This window comes from Methylosinus sp. LW3 (assembly GCF_000527115.1).
Lineage (GTDB): Bacteria > Pseudomonadota > Alphaproteobacteria > Rhizobiales > Beijerinckiaceae > Methylosinus.
Window position 1 is genome coordinate 958,543 of sequence record NZ_AZUO01000001.1, and the last position, 21,272, is coordinate 979,814.

A 21,272-nucleotide genomic window follows, 5' to 3' on the forward strand; every position below is an offset into this window, starting at 1 on the left:
ATGGCGCTCTGGCGAGCGCGAACAAAAAACTGCCCGAGTCGCCCCGGGCAGAAAAGTCGGGAGCCCCGCCCGGCGAGCGCGGCCGAGCGAAGATCGTTCGGCGGCGGCTCAGCCGCTCGCCAGGAATTTCTCGAGATAGACCTGCTCCTTGGGCACGCCCGCCGTCGCCGCGGCGTCGAAGGCCGCCTCGATCATGCCGGGCGGGCCGCACAGATAAATGTCCGGCTTGCCGCGCAGCTTCTCGAGCTCGGCGCGCATGAGATCGATGACCGTTCCCTTGGCGACGCCATTCGCCTCGCTCGCATTGACGACCGCGACCTGCACATCGAGGCTCGGCATGGCGTTCTGCAGCGCCTTCAGCTCCTCGACATAGAAGAGCTCCTCATAATTGGTGACGCCGAAGAACAAAGTCGCCCGTTGCTGGTCGCTCTCCTTCTTCAGCTGCCGGATCATCGACAGCACCGGCGACAGTCCCGTGCCGCCGGCGACGAAGAAGCGCGGCCGCTCGCTCTTGTGCAGCATGAAGGAGCCCGCCGGTCCGCGCAGCGCGACGCGCAGGCCGACCTTGGCCTGCGTCTGCAGGAATTTCGAGAAGGCGCCGTCCGGCAGCAGGCGAATGAAGAATTCGAGCCGACCATCTTCCGCGACCGAAGCCATGGAATAGGAGCGGCGCGTGTGCGTGCCCGGAATTTCTATGTCGACGAATTGCCCGGGCGCAAAGTTCAGCGCGATCGGCGCCGCGCCATCGGCGGTCAAAGGCTGCAGCACGAGCCGCACGACATTTGACGACACGCGATCGCATTCGACGATCTCGGCCAGCCAATTGGTCTGGATCGCCTCGAAGGAGATGCGATCATAGGTGTAAGGCACGATCAGATGCAGATCGCTGCGCGGGAAGGTGCGGCACAAAAGAACCTTGCCGTCCTCCTCCTCGTCCGGCGGCAGCGCCTGCACCTTGACGTCGATGAGCTCGTAATCGCCATCCGTGCAATCGGCCTTGCAGGTCGCGCAGCCGCCGGCGCGGCAGGAAGAAAGAAGAATCACGCTTTGACGAAGCCCTGCCGAAATGACGTCCTCGCTCGGTCCGCATTCGAAGGAGCAGGTTTCTCCGTCCTCTGTCTCGATGACGATCTGATACATACGTCTTCCGCCCTTGCTACTCTGGCTGCGCCAGCTCGTTTTTCGTTGTCTCGTTGCGATCATCGATCGGGATCGGCGTGCCGAGCGACTGCAGCAGACGCTTGATCTCCGCGCTATTGTCGCCGGGCCGCGCCGCCGCCTCGTCCTGCCGCTGGAAGAAGCGGAGCACATGGGAGACCGCCTCACGCGCCGAATCCAACGACAGCGAGCAGCCTTCCTGGACGAACTCGCCGTCGCGCAAAATCTCCCAGCGCCACATGTAATCGAGGTCCATCGTATAGGCGGCGTAGCGTGAATCTGCGTGAATCAGAATCCGCTGCTCTTCCGCCGCTTGTTCCGCGCACTGCGCCATGGCCTTCTCTCCATTGTCGCGAAGGCGTTCGGGCGGAGGGCCGCCCGAACGTTCGATCTCTGCTTTGTGAAGGAAGCCGTCAGGCCTGCAGATGCAGGACCTTGACGCCGCGCTCCTTGCGCAGACCCTCGAGAGGAGTCGCGTAATAGTCGGTGTTGCGCAGCTCCATGAGAATGGTGCCGAGCGCCGCATCGGTGCGCAGGAACACATTCACCGGCAGAACCGGCGGCTTGTAGAGCTGGCGGAACTCGACATGAATGCGCTCCGCCGCATATTTGCTCTCGGCGGCCTTCATCTTGGCGATCCAGGTCGCTTCCACCGCAGCGGCGTCCTCGCCGGTCGTCGCCTTGGTGACGAGATCCGCGACGGAGAGCTTCTCGGTCTTGAGCACCGAGAGACGCTCCTCGATCTTGCGCTCGATATATTGATAATCGACGTCGAGATCGTAGCTCTTGCGGAACGGCGAGGAATTGGCGACGCGGAAGTCCTGAATGAACTTCGTCGCCTGGTCCACACTGTTCAGCTTGGCGATCTTTCCTTCCCACTCGGTGCGAGTGGAGTTCTCGTGGATCGGTTCTCTCTTCGCCATTGTGGCAATCCTTATCGTCAGCCGATCAAATATCGGTCAGGGCGCGATCGAGGCCCATGAGCTCCGAGGTGATGGTGAATTTCGTGCCGAGCGTGTAGGCGCGGCCGACGGTCGACGACACATTGATGAGAAGGTCGTAGACCGAGAATGGCTTGCCGAGCAGATCGGCGGCTTCGGCGGCGTCGATCTCGATCGCGCCATCGGCCTTGATCCACCAGAAGCCCGCCTTGTCCTCGACGACGATCGACGGATTCTTCGCCTTGCCGCCTTTGAGGATGATATCCTCGATGATGGCGTCGATCTCGTCGCTCTTCATCAGCACCAGAACCACGGCGTTGGACTCGTGGACGACCTGATTCTCCTCGGCGAAGAACTCGTCCGCGAAGGCCTTGCCGGACTTCTGCATGATGCCGGCGTTGTAATTGTTATGTGCGCTGGACATAGGTGCGTTTCCTTTAGTTCTTGTAGCCGGCGAGAACGGCGTCGACCTTCTGGTCCACGTCGATCTTGAAGCCGATCTTGTCGGCGTAATCGACCTTCCAATCGCCGAAGACGCGCTGCAGCGCTTCCGAGACGCCCGCGCGATCCGTCGCGCCCGCGACCTTCTCGACCTTGGCGTAGATGCCGACGAAATCCTTCAGCGCCGTGACGGAACGCGCGAGATAATGCTCGGTCCAGGCGTTGAGGAAGGTGCGGTTATGCGCGCCGAACTCCGGATCATTCGCCAGGCTGTAGACGAAGAGATCTTCGATCGCTCCGCGCGTGATCTGGAAATAGGTCTGCGACTGCGCCGTGAAGAAGGGCGTCAGCGTGTCGCCATAGACCGTCGCCAGTCGCTGGAAGAACTCGCGACGGGCGAACTGGCCGAAGGTCGCGTCATAGACGGCGTGACCCGCCCAGAGGATCTCGTTCCAATCCTGAATGCCCTGCCAGATCTCTTCCACCGCGCCGCGCGCGCCGGCGTAGATCGGATCGGTGGTCCAGATCTTCTTCGGCACGTCCGTCGAAGCGTCGAAGCCGGGCACGAGCTTGGCGATGAACAGACGCTCCATCTGGATCATCTGCGCATTGTCCACCTTGTCGAGAGCCGCGAAGATGGCCGACTGGCGGATCGTGTCCGAGAGCGAGTCGCGGCCGACCGACGAATGGGCGTTGAACAGGCCATATTCGTTGTAGAGCAGCGCGCCGTAATATTTGTTGAGGATCTCATCGCGCCAATAAGCGTCGACGGTGCGGATCGAGCCCTCGGAAGAATAAGCCGCCAGGAAGCGCTGCGTGTAGCGCGCCTCTTCCGACTTGTCCTTCACATAAGGAGCGTGCCAGCGACGGGCCGGATCGCGATGGCGATACCAGTCGGTCGTGCGCAGCTCGGTGCTCTCATTGCCCCAGGACGGACGGCCGCCGTGGAACTTCTGAGTCCAATCGCCCCAATCGAGGCCGCCGGCGATCCAGTCAGGATTGGGCTGCGCATAGCAGGACAGCTGCTCATATTCCGACAGGCGCTTCCAGCGCGGCTGGATGAAGTAGTGATATTTGCGCTGCGTGTCGAGCGCGTGATCCGGAATCGCGGCGGCGATGATCGCGGCGCGTTCCGGGTCGGTGAGACCTCGCTTCGTAACCTGAGAGCTCTGAGGCTGTGACATTTCAGACGTCCTCCACCTAAGGGATTTTTCGTGGTTCGTGCTTGTCGACGGACGCACGTCGCCCGCCGAGGACCCGGCGCGCGCGAAGCGCGCCGGGAGCCCGTTACAATTCGACGCGAGAGGCGCCGATTGCAGATCAGAATTTGGCGAGCGGATCGGGGAAGACGCAGCCCGCGCGCTTGATGTCCTCGAGCGTCCAGAGGTTGTCGCCGCGCACGTGAGGCTGGGCGATCAGCGTCTTGCCGTCGGAGCGAACGCCATGACCCTCGGCGATCACCTCGGACAATTCGCGGCCCTCATACTGCTCGAAGATGCTGTGGCACTCGTAGCGCTCCGGCTCCGACAGCCACATACGCTCACCCCAATCATCCGTGAGCGAATGCTTCTTGCCGTTGTACTCGTGCACGCGCAGCGAGCCGGAGCCCTTGGCGAGCGACGGAATGAACGGCACCTGCGAGACGCGGTCGATGTAGACGTCGTGACCGTTCTGCAGCAGCCAGGCGTAGGGGATGAACCCGCTCTTGGGATCCTCGTAGCCGAGCTTCTTCCACTCATTGTAGATCTTGCCGTAGTGATCGGCCCAACCCGGGTAGTTCGCCTCGAACCACTCCTGATCCTCCTCGTCCGGCAGAGCCAGACGCGCGAAGCCGAGCGGCCACAGCGCGTAAGCAGCGAGGGCGAGATCGTGATGGGCCCAATAGGCGTCCGTCTTGGCGTCGCGCAGCGAGCGGGGGCTCTCCACGCCATACTTGCCGAGGCGACCGATCCAGATTCCACCCCAATCCTCGTAGACCCAACGGTTCCAGGTCTTCACCCACGGCTCGACCTTGAACTTGGAGCCATACTCGAACAGATAGCCGAGAGCAGGCGTGAAATACTTCTGCTGCGTCCAGAAGGCGTTGTTCAGATCGGTGTTGAGATATTTCGCCGCCGCCGGATCATTGGCGATGGACACCACCGTCTGATAGCCGTTCGCCATATGGCGCAGCTCGTCGGTCTCCACCGACAGGAAGACCGTCGGCGTGATCTCGTCGCCATTGGCCGAGGCCCATTCGGTGACGGCGACGATCAGCGGATTGGTGAAGCAGGCTTCGCCGACCAGCTGCAGATTGACCGAGCATTCCACGGCGTCGCCGGAGATGAAGCCGTCGGCGAAGACGCGCTTCATGCCCTTCCACAGCGGGCCGATCGCGCGGGTGCGACGGGCGTCATTGTGGCCGGCCGGATCGTGATAATGCTTGGAGTAATAGTGGTTGATGAAAGCGCACTGATGCGTGTGACGAATTTCGTCGAGCACCTGAGCGAGATAGCCGTTCTTCTGCTCGGCGGCGGTGGCGCTGTCCCACAGCATGGCCGAAGCGGCGATGGCGTTATACTCGCCGACCTCGAGGAAGTTCGAGATCACCTTCATGGTCTCGCCCCAGCGGGGATGCACCTTGTTGCCGGCGCCGAGACGGGTCAGACCATCGAGCAGAGTGCCGAACTGGCGCTCGTCCTTGGCCGCCTCCATGCGGGCGTATTCCTTGGCGATGACCTTGAACTGCTCCTTGGTCTGGTTCGCCATGTGATATTTGGTGGCGTATTTGGTGCGGTTTTCCTTGAAGTCCCAGTTGAAGCTCTGCAGCCACTTGTGAACCTCCTGCGGCTCGACGCCGACCGGAGCGCGGTTGACCTTCAGAGCATCGGTCGCCGCTTTTGTCGCGAGACTGATCGCCATGCTTTTCCTCCTCACAGACTTTTTGTTTCTCGGATTCGCCGCCTTATTGACGGTCGACAAATCCGAATGTGTGCGCCGCTTTCCAAACTTTCGAAGTGGAAAATGTCGATGTCGTCGGCAATTCATCTATTGCGAAAGCGACGACATTTATTGTTATGGCAAGCCCTGTGCCACTGATGGTGATTTTGCTGAATCGTAGCGTTTGCAAGGGATTCGAAAGGATCGTGAAAGTCATATGACGTGAGCGCGGCGATATTCGAAGGCGTCGCTCGATACAGCTGTCAAATTAGCATACGCACGAATTTCATCGCCTGTTTCGATCGCCGCGATCGTTAAAGAGATCGCGGCGATCGAGCGCGCATTCAGGCGCGCGGATCTTCGCGCGTTTCGGCTGCGCGGCGCGCATCGAATCCGAATGTCGGATCGCTCACCGGAATATGAGTCACAGCGCATTCCACCGTCATCAGCGACGCCGCTGTCGCGACTGCATTGCGCAATGCGAGACGCGTGACGCGCACGGGATCGATGACGCCTGCGGCGAAGAGATCGCCGCAGGCGCCGCTGCGCATATCCATTCCCCAGAAATCATCATTGGATCGCCGCAGCTCGAACAAGAATTCATCGGCGTCGACGCCGGCGTTCGCCGCTATGCGCCTGATCGGCTCGTCGAGCGCCGCGCGTACGATGGCGACGCCGTGGCTCTGATCGAGATTTTCACCACGCAGCTCTGCGAGAGCGGCGCGCGCGCGATAGAGCCCGACGCCGCCGCCGGCGACGACGCCATCGCTTTGCGCGGCGCGCGCGGAATTGAGCGCGTTCTCGATTCTCTGCATGCGCTCCTTGATGAGAACGTCGGACAAGCCGCCGGCGCGTATCGTCGCCATCCTGCCCGACAAGGCTTTTATGCGCGTCTGCAGATTTTCCAGCTCATGACGCTTGCCGCTCGGCGAGCCTTTGGAGGCGTCGCCTTCGACGATCCAATCGGCCTGACGTTTCGCCGAGGCGAGACGATCGGCGATGACGTTCGGATCGCCTTCGCCGCCGATGACGAGCGTGTCGTCCTCGCGCACGACGACGCGTCGCGCGCGGCCGAGATGCTCCATCGTGACATTGGAAATATCTTCGCCGAAGGCTTCCATGATCGCGCGGCCGCCGGTGATCGCGGCGAGATCGAGAAGATATTCATAGCGGCTGTCGCCATAGCCCGGCCCCTTCACGGCGATGGAGCAGAGATTCTTGCGAATGTGATTGAGCAAGAGTCCGGGAAGCGCTTCCTCCATTATGTTTTCGGCGACGACGAGCAGGCTGCCGCCGCTTCGACGCACCAGCTCCAGCGCAGGCACCAGCTCGGAAAATTCGTTGATGACGCGATCATAGACGAGAATGTAAGGGTTCTCGAGCTCGGCGACTTTGCGCGCGCTGTCGGTCATGAAATAGGGCGAGCGATAGCCCTGTTCCCAACGCATGCCTTCGACGGATTCGATGTCGTCGGCGACGCCATGGCCGAGCTCGACATCGACGACGCCGCCTTCGCCCGCGAGCGATAGCGCCTGCGCGACGATCGCGCCTATGCCTTCATCGCCGCCGGCGGCGAGCGTCGCGACATGGGCGAGCGAACGCTGATCGTTGCAACGCCGCGCGCGGCGCAGGAGATCGGCCTCGACAGCGCGCGCGGCGCGCTCCATGCCAATGGCGATATCACGCGGATTCATGCCGGCGGCGAGCGCTTTGCGCGTTTCGGCGGCGACGCGGCGCGTCAGCACGACAGAGGTCGTCGTTCCATCGCCGGCCTCTTTGGCGACAGTCGTCGCCATTTGACGCACGAGATTTATGCCGACGCTCTCCGTGCGTCCGGCGGCTTCCACCGCTTGCGCCACAGTGGCGCCGTCCTTGGTCGCGACCGGCGGCAGGCCGGAGGCGCGATGCTCGATGACGACATTGCGGCCGCAGGGGCCGAGCGTCACGCCGACAGCGTCGGCGAGAAAGTCGACTCCATCGAGCAGGCGCTTGCGAACGGGGTCGCCGAAGCGAATATTTCTGGCCACGACTCTGATCCTCCACTGGTGCGGCGCTCCGCCGCGGCGCCGCGCGCGTTTCCTTTTATTTTTTGTTCGGCTTGTCGAAAACCGTTATGTCTATGTCCTCGCGCCCGGCGTTGAGCGTCATGGCGCTGCGTCCCGCCGCCACGCGGCGCGCGCGATTGCGCTCGATGCGTATCCACACGGAGATCAAGCGGCGATCGTCGAAATCGAGCGTGCGCCGTATTTCCTCTATGTCGACAGGCTCGAACTCACGGCGCAGATAGGCTTGCAGCTCCTGCGCGCGCTCGTCGCCGACGACCTCCTGCAGACGCTCGGCCTCCTGCTCGAGCTCGCGCATGGAAGCGTCGAGCGCGCGCGCCGTTTCTTCTAAAAATGCGCGATCTTCCGGTTTCATCGCGTCACCTCTTGCAGACGATTCGCCGATCGCTTCGCAGGCCGTAGCGCGCCATCTTGTGGTAGAGCGTCGCTCTCGTGATGCCGAGGCTGCGCGCGGCTTTGGCGATATTGCCCTTTGCGGAGGCGAGCGCGTGCCGCACGGCGCGCGCCTCCCAATCGGAGAGGTCGAATCCCGCCTCGCTTTCGACGGCTTCGTCGATGATCGCGGCGGGCGGCGGCGCGCCGCCGACGTTGCGATTGTCGAAGTCGAGCTCTTGAATGAAGTCGATCGGAAGATCGTCGATCTCTATGAGCGGTCCCTTGGCGACGGCGATGCTGGAGCGCAGCACATTGCGCGCCTCGCGTATGTTTCCGGGCCATGGATGCTTGAAGAAAATGCGCCACACCTCATCGCAGAAGCGCAGCTCCTCGGGGGCGGCCAGCGCCTCGCGCTCGAGACGGAACAGCTGCGCCAATAGCCCGAGCCGATCGGGCCGCTCGCGCAGTGGCGGCAGCCACAGCTGCACGCCATTGAGCCGATAATAGAGATCGCGACGAAACGTCCCCTTCTGCACCATCTCCTGCAGGCTGCGATTGGTGGCGGCGACGACGCGCACATCGACGCGGATCGGCTTGCTGGAGCCGATCGGCACCACCTCGCTCGAATCGAGGACGCGCAGCAGCGTCGCTTGCAGATCGGCGGCCATGTCGCCGATCTCGTCGAGGAACAATATGCCCTTGTCCGCCTCGACGAATTTGCCGGCCTTGCCCTTGGCGCGCGCGCCGGTGAAGCTGCCGCCCTCATAGCCGAACAATTCGCTCTCGATCAGCTCGCGCGGAATGGCGGCGCAATTTATGGCGACGAGCGGGCGCTCCTTGCGCGGACCGCCGGCGTGCAGGCGGCGCACGAGATGATCCTTGCCGACGCCGGACTCGCCGGTGATGAGGATCGGGATATTGCGTTCCTGCAAGCCGGAGGCTTTGCGCAGCGCCGCCTCCAGCACATTGTCGCTCCAATCGGCTCGAGCCTCCGGCGCGCGCGGCGCGGCGTCGGCGCGGTCGGGCGCGCGGCGCGGCGATGTCGAATAGCTCTCACGCTTGGGACAGCGATGCGCTTCGGCGAAGACTGAAAATTGGTTGCGCGGATCGGCGAGCGGAATGAGGCGCGCGCTCTCATGCGCTGCGACCAGCGCGGGCAGATCGACGCCGAGCGCGGTCGCCGCGTGTTGGCCGATGAGCGCGGGATGGTCGGAGCGAAGCGTCTCGACGCCGGCGCGATCGACGCCGCGAACGAGTCCGTCGGCGCCGATGAAGATGCGGCCCTCGTCGGCGAAGCGCGGCTCCGCGTCGCGGGTCGCGCGCAGGCGCAGCAAATAGCCGTCGGAGGCGATGCGGTCGAAGAGGCTCGCCTCCAGCAGAAGGCGGGCGATCTCGAGAAAGCCGAGGGCGAGCTTGGCGGCGTCGCGACGGTCGGAGACCATGCCGAGGATCGCGCAGAGGCTGCCGTCGGGCGCCGTGATGGGGCAGCCGGCGGTGGCGAAGCGATGCAGCGCGCCGTTGAAATGCTCCTTGCCGTCGAAGGCGATCGGCGTGCGCAAGAGGCTCGCCGTGCCGACGCCGTTATTGCCGAGGCTGGCCTCGCTCCAATCGGCGCCGATGCGCGCCATTTGCGCGGCGCCGGACGTTATGCGCGAGCCCGAGTCGAGCAGCTGCACGAGGGCGCCGGCGGGATCGGCGAGCAGCAGCGCGACATTGGTCTCGGCGAGCAGCGCGCGCAGCTCGTAGACGAGCGCCGAAAGCCGGCCGGCGACGCCGCCGACCGAATTGCGCCAAGCGTCGAGCTCCGTCGCGTCGCGATCGTCGCGGCGTTGGCGCGGGGCGAATTCTGCGCCGGGGGGCAAAGCGTGGTCGTCCACGCAGCGCGCCCAGGCCTCGGCGACCTGTGGGCGCACCCAATCGGCGCCGGCGGGGGCTTGCCCCGTCTGCTTCATCCAATCCCAGGCGACGCCGGGACGGTCGACTCCATAGAAGCCGGTCTCCTCGGCGCTGCGCATCTCTATGACAGAGGCGGCGGCATGGCCGAGCAAGGGGGATCTCATCGCCATATCGCTCAAAAGCGATCCTCCCGAATTTTTTTGCGTGTCAGGGCATGGCGCGTCGTGCCGACGTGTCCGCTCATGCGAGGGCGCTCGCTCGCGCTGCGCGCGGGCGAGCATTCGACGTCGCGCTTCTGGCGGCGTGGTCAGCCGCGCGCGGCGGAGGGCGCTTTCTGGCCGGGCAGAGGCAGCTTCGACAGCGCTTCGGCGAGCTGCTCCGCCGCATAGCCGAGGATCGCGCCGGCGATCAGCGACAGGGCCGCCAGCAGAGCGGGATTGGTCGGAGCGAGCGCGGCGAGCTCGTCGGCGCGCGTCGTCGCCAGCAGCGTCGCATAGGCGGCGAGCGAGACGGGCCATTCGGCGAGCGCCGGCAGCTTGGCGGAGAGCACGAGAGCAACGAGCGTGACCGCCACAGCGATCGCCGTCCATGCCGGGGCGCCGATCGCCTCGCCATAGGGAAGATGGTTGGCGGCGAGAAGCGCCACAGCGGCGAGAGCGACGCCGAGCAGATTATACGGGACCGATTTTTTCAGCCCTTCGAGCTTGCCGCCCAAATGCGCGTAGCCGACCCAGCCGATGAGCGCGGCGAAGAGCTGCGCGCCATAGGGAGCGGCGGGACCGAGAGCCAGAAAAGCGGCGATACCGCCGAGAGCGCCGACGCTCACGGCCCTGAAATATGCGATGCTCATGACAATAGCCTCCAGCTGCGCGCGCGATCGTATGATCGGCGCAGTTCGCGTGAATCCCTCGACGGCGCTTTGCCGCCATCGATCTTCAAAAAGGAGAGTGGGGGAGTTCAGGCGAGAGGCGCTGGAGGCGCGCGTGGAAACAGAGGCCGCAGCTCGGGCGCGGCGGCGACCGCGTCGATGACATAGATCGGCGCCGGCGTGTCGGAAGATATTTCGAGCGGGAGGATAACGACGAGGACGATCTCGCGCTCGACATCTATCGCCGAGCTGCAATGAAGAATGCAGCAAGGGCCGATATGATGATTCTCGCTCGGAGCGGTATCGCTTTTGGCTGCGTCGGCCTTGAAGGACGCGCAGACCACGCCGGAGGATTGCGCGCTATTGGCGGTCGCTCCCGAGGCGAAGCCGACGCCGACGGTCTGCAGTAGGAACAGCAGCGCCGCGACCATGCCGAGGGTCGCTCGCTCGACTCTGGAATGTGTCCGGCCCGGGATTTTCAAGGCAAAGTGCTCTGCAGCGTTCGGAACGCGAAGGTACGAGCGGCGCAGGAAAGCGTCAAGCGACGCTCCTTGTCGCGCATGCGGCATGTTGTCGCGAGCCTCGCGCAAGCTTTCGTTCACGCGGAATGATGCGGCGGGAGCGGCCGCGCCGCTGCGGAGCGCTCTGGCGGCGAATGAAATCTTTCAGCGTTTTCGCGGCTTCGTCGCCACGTTCGGTGAAGGAGGCGACGCTGGACATGAGGCCGTCGCGATCGACGAGATAGACGAGCGTCGTGTGATCGATCGTGTAATCGCCGCCCTCCAGCGGCGCCTTGCGGCGATAGACGCGAAACGCCTGCGCCGCGCGGTCTGTCTCCTCCGGTCCGCCGCGCAAGGCGGTGATGCGTCGCGGGAAGGAGGAGACGAAATCAGCGAGAGTCTCGCGTGTGTCGCGTTCGGGATCGAGCGTCGCGAAGAGAATGTCGAAGCCGGCGCCGGAAGGGTCCGCCTCATTGGCCGCGCGCGCGACCTCGAGCATGGTGGTCGGGCAGACTTCTGGACATCGCGTGAAGCCGAAGAAAATGGCGTAGGGCCGTCCGAGCAACGTCTTTTCATCGACGATATCGCCATTCGTCGCGGTGAGACGGAAGGACGGCGCATAGGCGCGCGCCGGGGCTTCGTTGCGATGCGGGGCGACGCGCGGCGCCGCGGCGCTCGCGAGAACGATGACGGCTGCCGTCGCGATCCACCATCGCCGCGAGCGCAGAGCGGCGGGAATGCGCCTTTCGCCGCCCGGCGCGGCGCGGACGCTCGCCGGGCGGCTGGGACGAGCGGAGCTCTCGGGCGGGATGGAGACCGAGACGCCGCTCGAGCGGCGCGAGCCGCGTCGGCGAATGAAACGACGAAAGCGCGCCGCGAGCCGCATGCCGGCGCCGGGCGCGCGGCGCAGCGCCTCTGCGAATGTGGTGCGGATGCGTGGCTCGACCGCCATGCCGCGCAGACCGGCGGCGAGGCTCTCGACGGCGCTCTCCTTTTCCGCCGGCGTCGAATGACGCCCGATCTCGAGCCGGCGTCCCGCCGTGGTGATCTCGACATGCGTGCAGCGACGCGCGCGATCGAGGCGCCGCTCTATGACCAGCTCCTCCGCTTTGATGCGTCGCTGATCGACGAGCCGGCCGCGACTGTAATGCGCGACGCGGACGACGCCATTCTCGATCGTCACGCGCTCGATGATCTCGCCGCGCTCGGCCGGCGCGCTTCCGAGGACGAGGCGGCAAAAAGCCGCGAGGCCGTTCGCCGCGTCGATCGCGAGCCGAGCGAGCCTGTGCGGCGCGACGACGGTCGTCGCGGCTTCGACGTCGGGAGAGGCGGATCGCGGCGTCATCGGCGCGTTCTTCGTCACGCAAGGCGCTCCATCTCGCGGCTGCGGGCGCCGCGTCGTCTTATCGAAAACAGCAATTGCGCATATAGGTCAACGTGAAGGCGAATGTTGCGCATGCGACCGGACGTCGCGTGCAGAAAGTGAACGGACATGCGTTCGATCGTGATCGTCGCGATGCGCGCGAAATCGATACGACTGTGCAGCGGTCATTTCGCGGATTCGCGCGCAGACTCGCCGCGCGCGCGTATTTCGCGCTATGTGTGTCGGCTCTGGTGTCTCTCGCAGCGCTGGCGCAAAAGTTGCGCACGGGGCGCCGAGGGGCAAGTTCAACGATCGGCTCGAGACATGATCATCGGCTCGCCGCGGCGGCGCGACCTTTCGACCTCCAAGCGATTCCGGACGTTCAAGCGATTCCGGACGTTGCGGAGGCATTGCGCTCTATGGGCGCTCTCGCTTCCGCTGGCTCTTTTCGCGACGGCCACGCTGGCGGCGCCGGCCGCGGCCGCGATAGAGGTGGAGCGCGCCTGGTGCGCGACGCCGCCCAAAGGGGTGAAGATCGGCGCCTGCTATCTGGCCTTGCGCAATGAGGGCAAGACGGAGGACCGGCTGCTGGGCGTGGAGGCGGACGCCGCCGCTCGCGTCGAGATGCATGTGACGAAGATCGCCGATGGCGTCGGGCGCATGCGCCCGCTCGCGGACGGCGTCGCTCTGCCGGCCGAGTCGGTCGTCGATTTCCACGAGAAGGGCTATCACCTTATGCTGGTGGATCTGCGCGGTCCGCTCGCGGAAGGCGAGACCGTGCGCGGCACGCTGCGTTTTGAGCGCGCCGGCGCGCAGCCCGTCCTCTTTCATGTCGAGCGGCCGGGCGCGCCTTGATTTCGCCGGGGCGGCGTAGGATTGCGACGCACCGTCCGGCGGAGGCCGGGATGGTCGAATCGCGAGGCGCCCCTATTTCCACTCATGGTGAGGATCGCGGGGCGAGGACCCGGCGGAGGCGGCCGGCCGAAGCGGCCGGCTTTGCCGCGCCCAGTCCCCGCGCTGATCGAGGCCGCCGGTTTGCTCGAGAGCCGTCTGCATGGAAATTGATGAAAATCGAAGTTCTCGCCGTCGTGGCGCGCGGAGGAGGGGCTCAGCCCATTTCTCGCCGAGACGTAAATGGCTGTTCGCCGAGGCGATCTCTTATTGTAACCAGTCCGTCATGAATATGACGCAGAAAGGCCCGTCGTTCGCTCGGCCGGTCTTTTCGGCAACAAATTCCCTCCCATAGTGGGTTCATCCCGCATTCAGCCTGGATGCGGGATAGGATCGTCCTTCGCTCTCATGCTAGATGAGCGCGGATTTCCCGCGGATATGTCACGCGATGAATGAGTTGAACCCCAGTTTCGCCAATAGCGCGCCCCTCGACGGCGCGCCGATCGCCGAGGAAGCGGCCCGGACCGGGGCCGTGCTGCGCGGTCCGGCCATGCCGCATCTGCAGCGCGATGAGCTGCTCTGCGAGATTTTCGCCGCCCGCGTCGTCGCCAGCCCCAATGCGCTGGCCATGGCGACCTTGGAGCGGCGCTTCACCTATCGAGAGGTCGATGCGGAAGCCGCGGCCATCGCCTGTGGCCTCGCAGCGCGCGAGATCGGGCCGGGCGACGTCGTCGGCCTGTGGGGCGCGCGTGGGCCGGAGCTGCTGATCGCGCAGATCGCCATCGCCAAGACGGGCGCCGCCTGGCTGCCCTTCGACGCCGACGCTCCGGTCGACCGCATCGCCGTCTGCCTCGCCGACGCCGGCGCCAAGGCGCTCCTGACCTCCGCCGCTTTCGCCGGCAAGGCCGCCCCCGTGGTTTCGGTGGAGACGCTGATCGACGCCGAGATCGCGGTCGCCGGGGGCGTCTGCCCCGATCCGCGCGCCCTCGGCGCCACGGGCGATCATCCGGCCTATCTCATCTACACCTCCGGCTCGACGGGAACGCCCAAGGGCATTGTCGTCACGGCGCGCAACATCTGCCATTATCTGCGCTCGGCCAATGAGATCTACCAAATCTCGGCCTCCGATGTGGTGTTCCAGGGCGCGTCTGTCGCCTTCGACCTCTCCATGGAGGAGATCTGGATTCCCTATCTCGCCGGCGCGTCGCTCTTCGTCGCCACGCCGCAGATCATCGGCGAGACCGAGGCGCTGCCCGATATTCTGGAGGAAGCCGGCGTCACCGTGCTCGACACTGTGCCGACGCTGCTCGCCGCCATGCCGCGCGATGTCGCGACGCTGAAGAAGATCGTGCTCGGCGGCGAGGCCTGCCCGCCTTCGGTGGCGGAACGCTGGACGCGCATCGGCCGCACCATCTTCAACAGCTACGGCCCCACGGAGGCGACCGTGGTCGCCACCGTCTCCGAGGTCTGGCCCAATGAGACGGTGACGATCGGCAAGCCGATCCCCAATTACAGCTGCTATGTCGTCGATGAAAATCTGGCGCTGCTGTCGCCGGGCGTCGAGGGCGAGCTGCTGATCGGCGGGCCGGGCGTCGCCAAGGGCTATTTGCGCCGCGACGAGCTGACCGCCGAGAAGTTCATCGCCAATCCTTTCCCCTCGGACGGCTCCGATCCGATCCTCTATCGCTCCGGCGACGCCGTGATTCTGGACGAGAATGGCGATCTGCATTTTCGCGGCCGTATCGACGATCAGGTGAAGATCAGAGGCTTCCGCGTCGAGCTGGGCGAGATCGAATCCGCGCTCACGCGCCTCGACCATATACGTCAGGCGGCCGTCGTTCTGCGCAATGAGAATGGGCTGGACGAGCTCGTCGCCTTTCTTGTCGGCGCGACGGCCGTGTCGCCGGACCCGCGCGACCTGCGCGCCAAGCTGCGCGAGTTTCTGCCTTCCTATATGGTTCCGGGCCGATTTGAAGTCGTGACCTCGCTGCCGCGGCTTTCCTCCGGCAAGGTGGACCGCAAGGCGCTGAAGCGGGCGCCGCTGACCGCCCCGCTGATCGACACAGAGGCGCAGGAGGAGCCGCGCACTCAGACCGAGGCCGCGCTGCTCGACGCCGCCAAGCGCGTGCTGCCGCCCGGCGCCATTCCCTTCGACGCGGATTTCTTCACCGATCTCGGCGGCCATTCGCTGCTCGCCGCGCGTTTCGTTTCCGTGGTGCGCGAGACGGCGCATCTCGCCTCGATCACGCTGCAGGACCTCTATTCCGAGCGCAATCTTCGCGCCCTCGCCGCGCATCTCGACGGCAAGGCGGCGCTCGCCGGGCCGCCGCGTGATCTTTCCTTCACGCCGCCGCCGCTGCTGCGGCGCTTCCTCTGCGGCCTCGCCCAGGCCGCGGCGCTGCCCTTCATCCTCGCCTTCGTCACCTCGCAGTGGCTCGGCGTCTTCGTCTCCTATCAGCTGCTCACCTCGCCGGACGCGAATATCCTCGAGGAGGTGGCGGCGCTGCTCGGCGTCTATATGTGCGTCAACATCGCCACTGTGGCGGTGTCGATCCTCGGCAAATGGCTGGTCATCGGCCGCACCAAGCCGGGGCGCTACCCGCTATGGGGCGTCTATTATTATCGCTGGTGGCTGGCGCAGCGGCTCATGGGCCTCACCCACGCCAAATGGTTCCAGTGCTCGCCCTTGATGCGCCTCTATCTTTCCGCGCTCGGCGCCAAGATCGGCGAGGACGCCATCATCGGCGAATTGGACGTCGGCGCGATCGATCTCGTCAGCATTGGCGATGGCGCGAGCCTCGGCTCCAAGCTGAAGCTCGCCAACGCCCGCGTCGTCGGCAATGAGCTGATCATCGGGACGATCGACATTGGCGCCGACGCCTATGTCGGCACTTCCTGCGTCATCGAGGAGAATGTCGTCATCGGCGAGGGCGGCGCGCTCGAGGATTTGACCTCGGTTCCCGCCGGCTCGCATATCGGCGCCTATGAGATTTGGGACGGCTCGCCGGCGCGCTACAAGGGCGATGTCGACGCCCGCACGCTCGATCCGCAATCGACGGCCTCCACGCCGCAACGGCTCGCCATGGGCTTTATGTTCACCGTGCTGGTGCTGGCGCTGCCGCCGCTCGGCCTGCTGCCGATCTTCCCGGCCTTCTGGGTGTTCGACCGTTTCGACAATTGGCTCGGCATAACGGATGTCGATCACGCCCTCTATCTCGCCGCCATCCCGCTCTTCGCCTGGCCGACGGCTTTCGTGCTGGTGCTCGTCACCGTGGCCTTCATCGTGGCCTTCCGCTGGATCGTGCTGCCGCGGGTCTCGGAGGGGACCTATTCGGTGTGGTCGGGCTTCTATCTGCGCAAATGGGCGGTGGCGCTCGCGACCGAGGTGACGCTGGAGACGCTGTCCTCGCTGTTCGCCACGCTCTATATGCGGACCTGGTACCGGCTGATGGGCGCCAAGATCGGCAAGGATTCGGAGATTTCGACCAATCTCTCCGGCCGCTATGATCTCGTCGAGATCGGCGAGAAATGCTTCATCGCCGATGAGGTGGTGCTCGGCGACGAGGATATGCGTCGCGGCTGGATGTATCTGAAGAAAGTGAAGACCGGCGCGCGCGTCTTCGTCGGCAATGACGCCGTGGTGCCGCCGGGCTCCGAAATTCCCAGTGGCGCGCTGATCGGCATCAAATCCAAGCCGCCGGCCAATAGCGAGCTCTCCGAGGGCGACACCTGGTTCGGCTCGCCGCCGATGAAGCTGCCGGTGCGCCAGACCTTCGACGGCGGCGGCGCCGCCTGGACCTATCAGCCGCCCTTCTGGAAAAAGGCGGCGCGCGCGGTCTATGAGGCGATCAACGTCTCGCTGCCGACCATGCTGTTCATCACCTTTGGCACATGGGCGGTGGAGAGCTTCGGCCAAAAGCTCATCGACGGCGATTATTGGTCGGTGTTCTGGCTGTTCGTGCTCTCCTCGACGCTCATCTCGCTGGGCATGACGCTCGTCGTGGTGGCGGTGAAATGGCTGACCATGGGGCGCTACGAGCCGCAGGTGAAGCCCATGTGGTCCTTCTGGGCCATGCGCACCGAGGCCTGCGCCGTGCTCTATTGGGGCCTCGCCGGCAAAATATTGCTCGAGCATTTGCGCGGCACGCCCTTCCTGCCGTGGATGCTGCGCCTGTTCGGCTCGAAATTCGGCAAGGGGGTGTTCATGGACATGACCGACATCACCGAATTCGACTGCGTGAGCGTCGGCGATTATGCGGCGCTCAATCAGGTCGCGGCGCTGCAGACGCATCTCTATGAGGACCGGGTGATGAAGGTCGGCCGCGTCGAGATCGGCCGCGGCGTGACCGTCGGCGCCGGCTCCACCGTGCTCTACGACACCCATGTCGGCGATTTCGCGCGGCTCGGCCCGCTGACCGTGGTGATGAAGGGCGAGAAGATTCCGGCGCATTCTGAGTGGATCGGCGCGCCGGCCGAGCCGGCCGAGACGGCGCAAGTCGTCGCCGCGCCGGAGCGCGCGGCCAGCAAAGCGGCGTGATGCTCATAAAGCGAGCCTGAAGGCTCGCGGTCCAATACGCTCCCTGGACCGCGAGCCTTCAGGCTCGCATCAAACCGGCCTCACATGAAGATCAGATCCGTGTCCTGTGGACGCGCGCCGGCCGCCGTCAGCATCGCATGGACCTGTCCGCGATGATGGGTCTGATGGTTGAAGATATGGGCGACGACGAGCTTGCGCGGCTTGATGATGTCCGTCTGCTTGGCGCCCGAATACCAGGAAAAATCGCCCTCGAGCGCCGCCGCGTCGAAGGCGTCCGCAAAGGCGATCAGTCGCGCGTCCATCGCTGCGCGCTCCGATTTCATGATCGTCCAATCGGCGCGGAAAGAGGCCGAGTCTTCTATCGTTACATTCGGGTTCGGGTCGCCGGCGAGGCGGCTCATCCACATGGCGTCCGCCCAGAGCAGATGATTCAGCGTGCCATGGATCGATTTGAAGAAGGCCCCGCGATCGGCGCGCCGCGCCTCGTCGGAGAGCGTATCGGCCGCGGCGTAGAGACTCTCGTTCTGCCAGGCGTTGTAGCGCGCCATTTTCTGCGCGAAGGCGGGAGAAATCATTTTTCGGGCGGGCCCTTTTCGGCGCTGACGTCGGCTGCAGTGTAGGCCATGATCCGACGGCCCGCCATTCGCGTTTGACCCCGCGGCGGCCGGCGCCTAAAACCGGCCCTCGGCAAATTTGTGATCGGCGCTCCATGTCCCACAACAGTTTCGGCCATCTCTTCCGCATCACCACTTTCGGCGAGAGCCATGGGCCGGCGCTCGGCGTCGTCGTCGACGGCTGTCCGCCAGGGCTGGAGCTGACCGAGGCCGAGATTCAGGTCTTTCTCGACAAGCGCAAGCCCGGCCAGTCGCGCTTCACCACGCAGCGGCAGGAGGCCGATGCGGTGAAAATCCTGTCCGGCGTCTTCGCCGATTCCGCCGGCCGGCAGGTCACGACCGGAACGCCGATCGCGCTGCTGATCGAGAACACCGACCAGCGCTCCAAGGATTATGGCGATATCGCCGAGAAATACCGCCCCGGTCACGCCGATTACGCCTATGACGCGAAATATGGAATTCGCGACTATCGCGGCGGCGGGCGCTCCTCGGCGCGCGAGACGGCGGCGCGCGTCGCCGCCGGCGCTGTGGCGCGCAAAGTGCTCGCCGGCGTCACCATACGCGGCGCTCTGGTGCAGATCGGCCCGCATAAAATCGACCGCGCCCGCTTCGACTGGGCGGAGGCAGAGAACAACCAGCTGTTCTGCCCCGACGCCGAAACCGCGAAGCTCTGGGCCGATTATCTCGACGGCGTGCGCAAATCCGGCTCGTCGATCGGCGCAGTGATCGAGGTGGTCGCCGAAGGCGTTCCCGCCGGTTGGGGCGCGCCCATCTATGGCAAGCTCGACTCCGATCTCGCTTCGGCCTTCATGTCGATCAATGCGGTCAAGGGAGTCGAGATCGGCGCCGGCTTCGCCGCGGCCGAGCTCTCCGGCGAGGCCAACGCCGATGAGATGCGCGCCGGCCCGGACGGCAAGCCCGAGTTTCTCTCCAATCAGGCCGGCGGCGTGCTCGGCGGCATATCGACCGGCCAGCCGATCGTCGCGCGTTTCGCGGTGAAGCCGACCTCCTCGATCCTGACGCCGCGCCGCACCATCGACCGCAACGGCCAGGAGACAGAGATCGTCACCAAGGGCCGCCACGACCCTTGCGTCGGCATACGCGCCGTGCCGGTGGGCGAGGCGATGATGGCGATTGTCTTGGCTGACCATTTCCTGCGGCACAGGGGGCAGGTGGGCGGGTAGCCGATGGTCGGACGAGCGCCGGCGTCATCCACTTTCACCCGTCGGCAGACGCTTGCGCTAGCGGCAGGGCTGGCGCTTTCGCCCGATTTCGTTGCGGCGGGCGGCGCCGAGCCGACGACTCTCCTCGTCACCCACGCATCCGGCCTCGCGCATGAGGTCGGCGCAGGCCGTCCCGATCAGCCGCAGCGGCTGCGCGCCATCGTCGCCGCCCTGAATGGCGACGCCTTCGCCGCGCTGCGCCGCGCCGAGGCGCCGCAAGCCTCGCGCGAGGCGATCCTCGCCGTTCATGCGCCCTCTCTGCTCGAGCGTCTCGAGAAAGCCGCGCCGCAAAGCGGGCTCGCGACGCTCGGTCCAGATATCGTCATGAGTCCCGGCTCGCTCGAGGCCGCGCTGCGCGCCGCAGGCGCCGCGAGCTTCGCCGTCGACGCGGTGATGCGCAAGGCCGCTCGCAACGCTTTCGTCGCTATGCGCCCGCCCGGCCATCATGCGACGCGCGAGGCCGCAATGGGCTTCTGCTTCTTCAACAATGCCGCCATCGCGGCGCGTCACGCCATCGCCGCCCATGGCGCCGAGCGCGTCGCCATCGTCGATTTCGACGTGCATCACGGCAATGGATTGCAGGAGATTTTCTGGTCGGACAGACACATCCTCTATTGCTCCTCGCATCAATCGCCGCACTATCCCTTCACCGGCGCCGCGAGCGAGCGCGGCGCCTATGACAACATCGTCAACGCCCCGCTCGCCAAAGGCTCCGGCGGTGAGCAATTCGCGCAGGCTTGGACGCAGGCGATTCTCCCGCGCCTCGACGATTTTGCGCCGGACATCCTCCTCATTTGCGCCGGTTTCGACGGGCATTTGCACGATCCTCTCGGCGGGTTGCGCCTGCAAAGACAGGACTTCGCCGAGCTTACGCTGCGCCTCGCAGAGATCGCCGCGCGCCGCTGTGACGGGCGCGTCGTCTCAATGCTCGAGGGCGGCTATCGGCCGGACGATCTCGCCGCCTGCGTCGCCGCTCATGTCGGCGCGCTGATGGGGGCGTGAGGCGTCCCTGAGCGTTTCCAACCGAAGTGGACGCCGGTTCGGCGTTGGAAACGCGTCGAAACAAGAGCCCGCCCGGCGCGTGCGCGGGCGCACATCAAGGACGATCTCGATCATGGCATCTCCGCACATAGAGACGTCGTGCAACGATTGGTGATGGGAGAGAACAATGGAATTCGGCAGGAGCGAATGGAGCGAGGCTCGCGCGCAAATGATCGGCAAGCGCGCGCTCATCGGCCTCACCCGCGTGACGCCCCATGGCAAGGTGCTGCGTCAGATGTTCGGCACGATCGCCGCGATCGACGGAACCGGCGTCGACATAGAGCTCGAGGGCAAGGACGCCGGCCGCAAGGTCCGCCTGCCGCCGGACCTCGGCCGCTTCCGCATCGCCGGCCCCGGCGATTATCTGCTGTGGGAGACGGGCGAGATTCTCGCGGACCCGGATTTCGTCGGCGCCTTCACCGTCAACGAAGCGGCGTGAGCG

At 65.2% G+C, this 21,272-nt stretch carries 18 protein-coding genes; 5 read left to right on the plus strand and 13 right to left on the minus strand.

Annotated features, from left to right (window positions below; translation table 11 throughout):
- Window positions 1–108: 108 nt before the first annotated feature.
- The 12 genes from mmoC to METLW3_RS26715 form a co-directional block, all read right to left on the minus strand.
- Complete coding sequence (gene mmoC, locus METLW3_RS0104700; protein ID WP_024878820.1) at window positions 109–1,140, minus strand: aromatic/alkene monooxygenase hydroxylase FAD-binding subunit MmoC; 1,032 nt, start codon at window positions 1,138–1,140, stop codon at window positions 109–111.
- A 16-nt stretch (window positions 1,141–1,156) separates the two neighbouring features.
- Window positions 1,157–1,492: a soluble methane monooxygenase-binding protein MmoD gene (mmoD, locus tag METLW3_RS0104705; RefSeq protein WP_024878821.1), complete on the minus strand. Its 336-nt coding sequence runs from the start codon at window positions 1,490–1,492 to the stop codon at window positions 1,157–1,159.
- 79 nt (window positions 1,493–1,571) lie between these two features.
- On the minus strand, window positions 1,572–2,081 hold the full coding sequence (gene mmoZ / locus METLW3_RS0104710) for an aromatic/alkene monooxygenase hydroxylase subunit gamma (RefSeq protein ID WP_024878822.1): 510 nt from the start codon (window positions 2,079–2,081) through the stop codon (window positions 1,572–1,574).
- Between the two features lie 25 nt (window positions 2,082–2,106).
- Window positions 2,107–2,523 carry a methane monooxygenase regulator MmoB gene (gene mmoB, locus METLW3_RS0104715; RefSeq protein ID WP_024878823.1) on the minus strand — a complete coding sequence of 139 codons (417 nt, stop codon included), beginning with the start codon at window positions 2,521–2,523 and terminating at the stop codon, window positions 2,107–2,109.
- A 13-nt stretch (window positions 2,524–2,536) separates the two neighbouring features.
- Window positions 2,537–3,724, minus strand: coding sequence for an aromatic/alkene monooxygenase hydroxylase subunit beta (gene mmoY, locus METLW3_RS0104720; RefSeq protein ID WP_024878824.1), 1,188 nt, complete (start codon window positions 3,722–3,724; stop codon window positions 2,537–2,539).
- A 136-nt stretch (window positions 3,725–3,860) separates the two neighbouring features.
- A complete protein-coding gene (gene mmoX / locus METLW3_RS0104725; protein ID WP_024878825.1) occupies window positions 3,861–5,441 on the minus strand; it encodes an aromatic/alkene monooxygenase hydroxylase subunit alpha in 1,581 nt (526 codons plus the stop codon).
- Between the two features lie 362 nt (window positions 5,442–5,803).
- The gene (locus METLW3_RS0104740) at window positions 5,804–7,486 is read right to left on the minus strand and encodes a molecular chaperone GroEL (protein ID WP_024878827.1); all 1,683 of its coding nucleotides are present in this window, start codon (window positions 7,484–7,486) and stop codon (window positions 5,804–5,806) included.
- A 55-nt stretch (window positions 7,487–7,541) separates the two neighbouring features.
- Entirely contained in the window at window positions 7,542–7,877 is a 336-nt protein-coding gene (locus METLW3_RS0104745; RefSeq protein ID WP_024878828.1) for a hypothetical protein, read from the minus strand.
- Window positions 7,878–7,881: 4 nt separating this feature from the next.
- Entirely contained in the window at window positions 7,882–9,957 is a 2,076-nt protein-coding gene (locus METLW3_RS0104750) for a sigma 54-interacting transcriptional regulator (RefSeq protein WP_245267228.1), read from the minus strand.
- 143 nt (window positions 9,958–10,100) lie between these two features.
- Complete coding sequence (locus tag METLW3_RS0104755; protein ID WP_024878830.1) at window positions 10,101–10,643, minus strand: DUF1097 domain-containing protein; 543 nt, start codon at window positions 10,641–10,643, stop codon at window positions 10,101–10,103.
- Between the two features lie 107 nt (window positions 10,644–10,750).
- Entirely contained in the window at window positions 10,751–11,092 is a 342-nt protein-coding gene (locus tag METLW3_RS0104760) for a hypothetical protein (protein ID WP_024878831.1), read from the minus strand.
- Between the two features lie 106 nt (window positions 11,093–11,198).
- Window positions 11,199–12,524 carry an SCO family protein gene (locus METLW3_RS26715; RefSeq protein WP_024878832.1) on the minus strand — a complete coding sequence of 442 codons (1,326 nt, stop codon included), beginning with the start codon at window positions 12,522–12,524 and terminating at the stop codon, window positions 11,199–11,201.
- Between the two features lie 399 nt (window positions 12,525–12,923).
- On the opposite strand from METLW3_RS26715, the gene METLW3_RS28715 reads away from it, so the two are divergent.
- Window positions 12,924–13,379, plus strand: coding sequence for a copper chaperone PCu(A)C (locus tag METLW3_RS28715; RefSeq protein ID WP_024878833.1), 456 nt, complete (start codon window positions 12,924–12,926; stop codon window positions 13,377–13,379).
- A gap of 484 nt (window positions 13,380–13,863) precedes the next feature.
- Window positions 13,864–17,952 carry a Pls/PosA family non-ribosomal peptide synthetase gene (locus METLW3_RS0104785; protein ID WP_024878834.1) on the plus strand — a complete coding sequence of 1,363 codons (4,089 nt, stop codon included), beginning with the start codon at window positions 13,864–13,866 and terminating at the stop codon, window positions 17,950–17,952.
- 80 nt (window positions 17,953–18,032) lie between these two features.
- Here the strand turns inward: METLW3_RS0104785 and METLW3_RS0104790 are convergent, their stop codons facing one another.
- The gene (locus tag METLW3_RS0104790) at window positions 18,033–18,527 is read right to left on the minus strand and encodes a DinB family protein (RefSeq protein ID WP_024878835.1); all 495 of its coding nucleotides are present in this window, start codon (window positions 18,525–18,527) and stop codon (window positions 18,033–18,035) included.
- A gap of 134 nt (window positions 18,528–18,661) precedes the next feature.
- Here METLW3_RS0104790 and aroC point away from each other — a divergent pair, with 134 nt between their 5' ends.
- The 3 genes from aroC to METLW3_RS0104805 all read left to right on the plus strand — a co-directional run bounded on the left by aroC (window position 18,662) and on the right by METLW3_RS0104805 (window position 21,269).
- Entirely contained in the window at window positions 18,662–19,750 is a 1,089-nt protein-coding gene (gene aroC / locus METLW3_RS0104795; protein WP_024878836.1) for a chorismate synthase, read from the plus strand.
- A gap of 3 nt (window positions 19,751–19,753) precedes the next feature.
- Window positions 19,754–20,791: a histone deacetylase family protein gene (locus METLW3_RS0104800; RefSeq protein WP_024878837.1), complete on the plus strand. Its 1,038-nt coding sequence runs from the start codon at window positions 19,754–19,756 to the stop codon at window positions 20,789–20,791.
- Window positions 20,792–20,957: 166 nt separating this feature from the next.
- A complete protein-coding gene (locus tag METLW3_RS0104805) occupies window positions 20,958–21,269 on the plus strand; it encodes a hypothetical protein (RefSeq protein WP_024878838.1) in 312 nt (103 codons plus the stop codon).
- The last annotated feature ends 3 nt before the right edge of the window (window positions 21,270–21,272 follow it).

What these genes read in the sequence shown, in the direction of transcription:
- mmoC (WP_024878820.1), bottom strand. Translation starts at nt 1,140, where the DNA reads ATGTATCAGATCGTCATCGAGACAGAGGACGGAGAAACCTGCTCCTTC.
- mmoD (WP_024878821.1), bottom strand. Translation starts at nt 1,492, where the DNA reads ATGGCGCAGTGCGCGGAACAAGCGGCGGAAGAGCAGCGGATTCTGATT.
- mmoZ (WP_024878822.1), bottom strand. Translation starts at nt 2,081, where the DNA reads ATGGCGAAGAGAGAACCGATCCACGAGAACTCCACTCGCACCGAGTGG.
- mmoB (WP_024878823.1), bottom strand. Translation starts at nt 2,523, where the DNA reads ATGTCCAGCGCACATAACAATTACAACGCCGGCATCATGCAGAAGTCC.
- mmoY (WP_024878824.1), bottom strand. Translation starts at nt 3,724, where the DNA reads ATGTCACAGCCTCAGAGCTCTCAGGTTACGAAGCGAGGTCTCACCGAC.
- mmoX (WP_024878825.1), bottom strand. Translation starts at nt 5,441, where the DNA reads ATGGCGATCAGTCTCGCGACAAAAGCGGCGACCGATGCTCTGAAGGTC.
- METLW3_RS0104745 (WP_024878828.1), bottom strand. Translation starts at nt 7,877, where the DNA reads ATGAAACCGGAAGATCGCGCATTTTTAGAAGAAACGGCGCGCGCGCTC.
- METLW3_RS0104750 (WP_245267228.1), bottom strand. Translation starts at nt 9,957, where the DNA reads ATGAGATCCCCCTTGCTCGGCCATGCCGCCGCCTCTGTCATAGAGATG.
- METLW3_RS0104755 (WP_024878830.1), bottom strand. Translation starts at nt 10,643, where the DNA reads ATGAGCATCGCATATTTCAGGGCCGTGAGCGTCGGCGCTCTCGGCGGT.
- METLW3_RS0104760 (WP_024878831.1), bottom strand. Translation starts at nt 11,092, where the DNA reads ATGGTCGCGGCGCTGCTGTTCCTACTGCAGACCGTCGGCGTCGGCTTC.
- METLW3_RS0104785 (WP_024878834.1), top strand. Translation starts at nt 13,864, where the DNA reads ATGAATGAGTTGAACCCCAGTTTCGCCAATAGCGCGCCCCTCGACGGC.
- METLW3_RS0104790 (WP_024878835.1), bottom strand. Translation starts at nt 18,527, where the DNA reads ATGATTTCTCCCGCCTTCGCGCAGAAAATGGCGCGCTACAACGCCTGG.
- aroC (WP_024878836.1), top strand. Translation starts at nt 18,662, where the DNA reads ATGTCCCACAACAGTTTCGGCCATCTCTTCCGCATCACCACTTTCGGC.
- METLW3_RS0104800 (WP_024878837.1), top strand. Translation starts at nt 19,754, where the DNA reads ATGGTCGGACGAGCGCCGGCGTCATCCACTTTCACCCGTCGGCAGACG.
- METLW3_RS0104805 (WP_024878838.1), top strand. Translation starts at nt 20,958, where the DNA reads ATGGAATTCGGCAGGAGCGAATGGAGCGAGGCTCGCGCGCAAATGATC.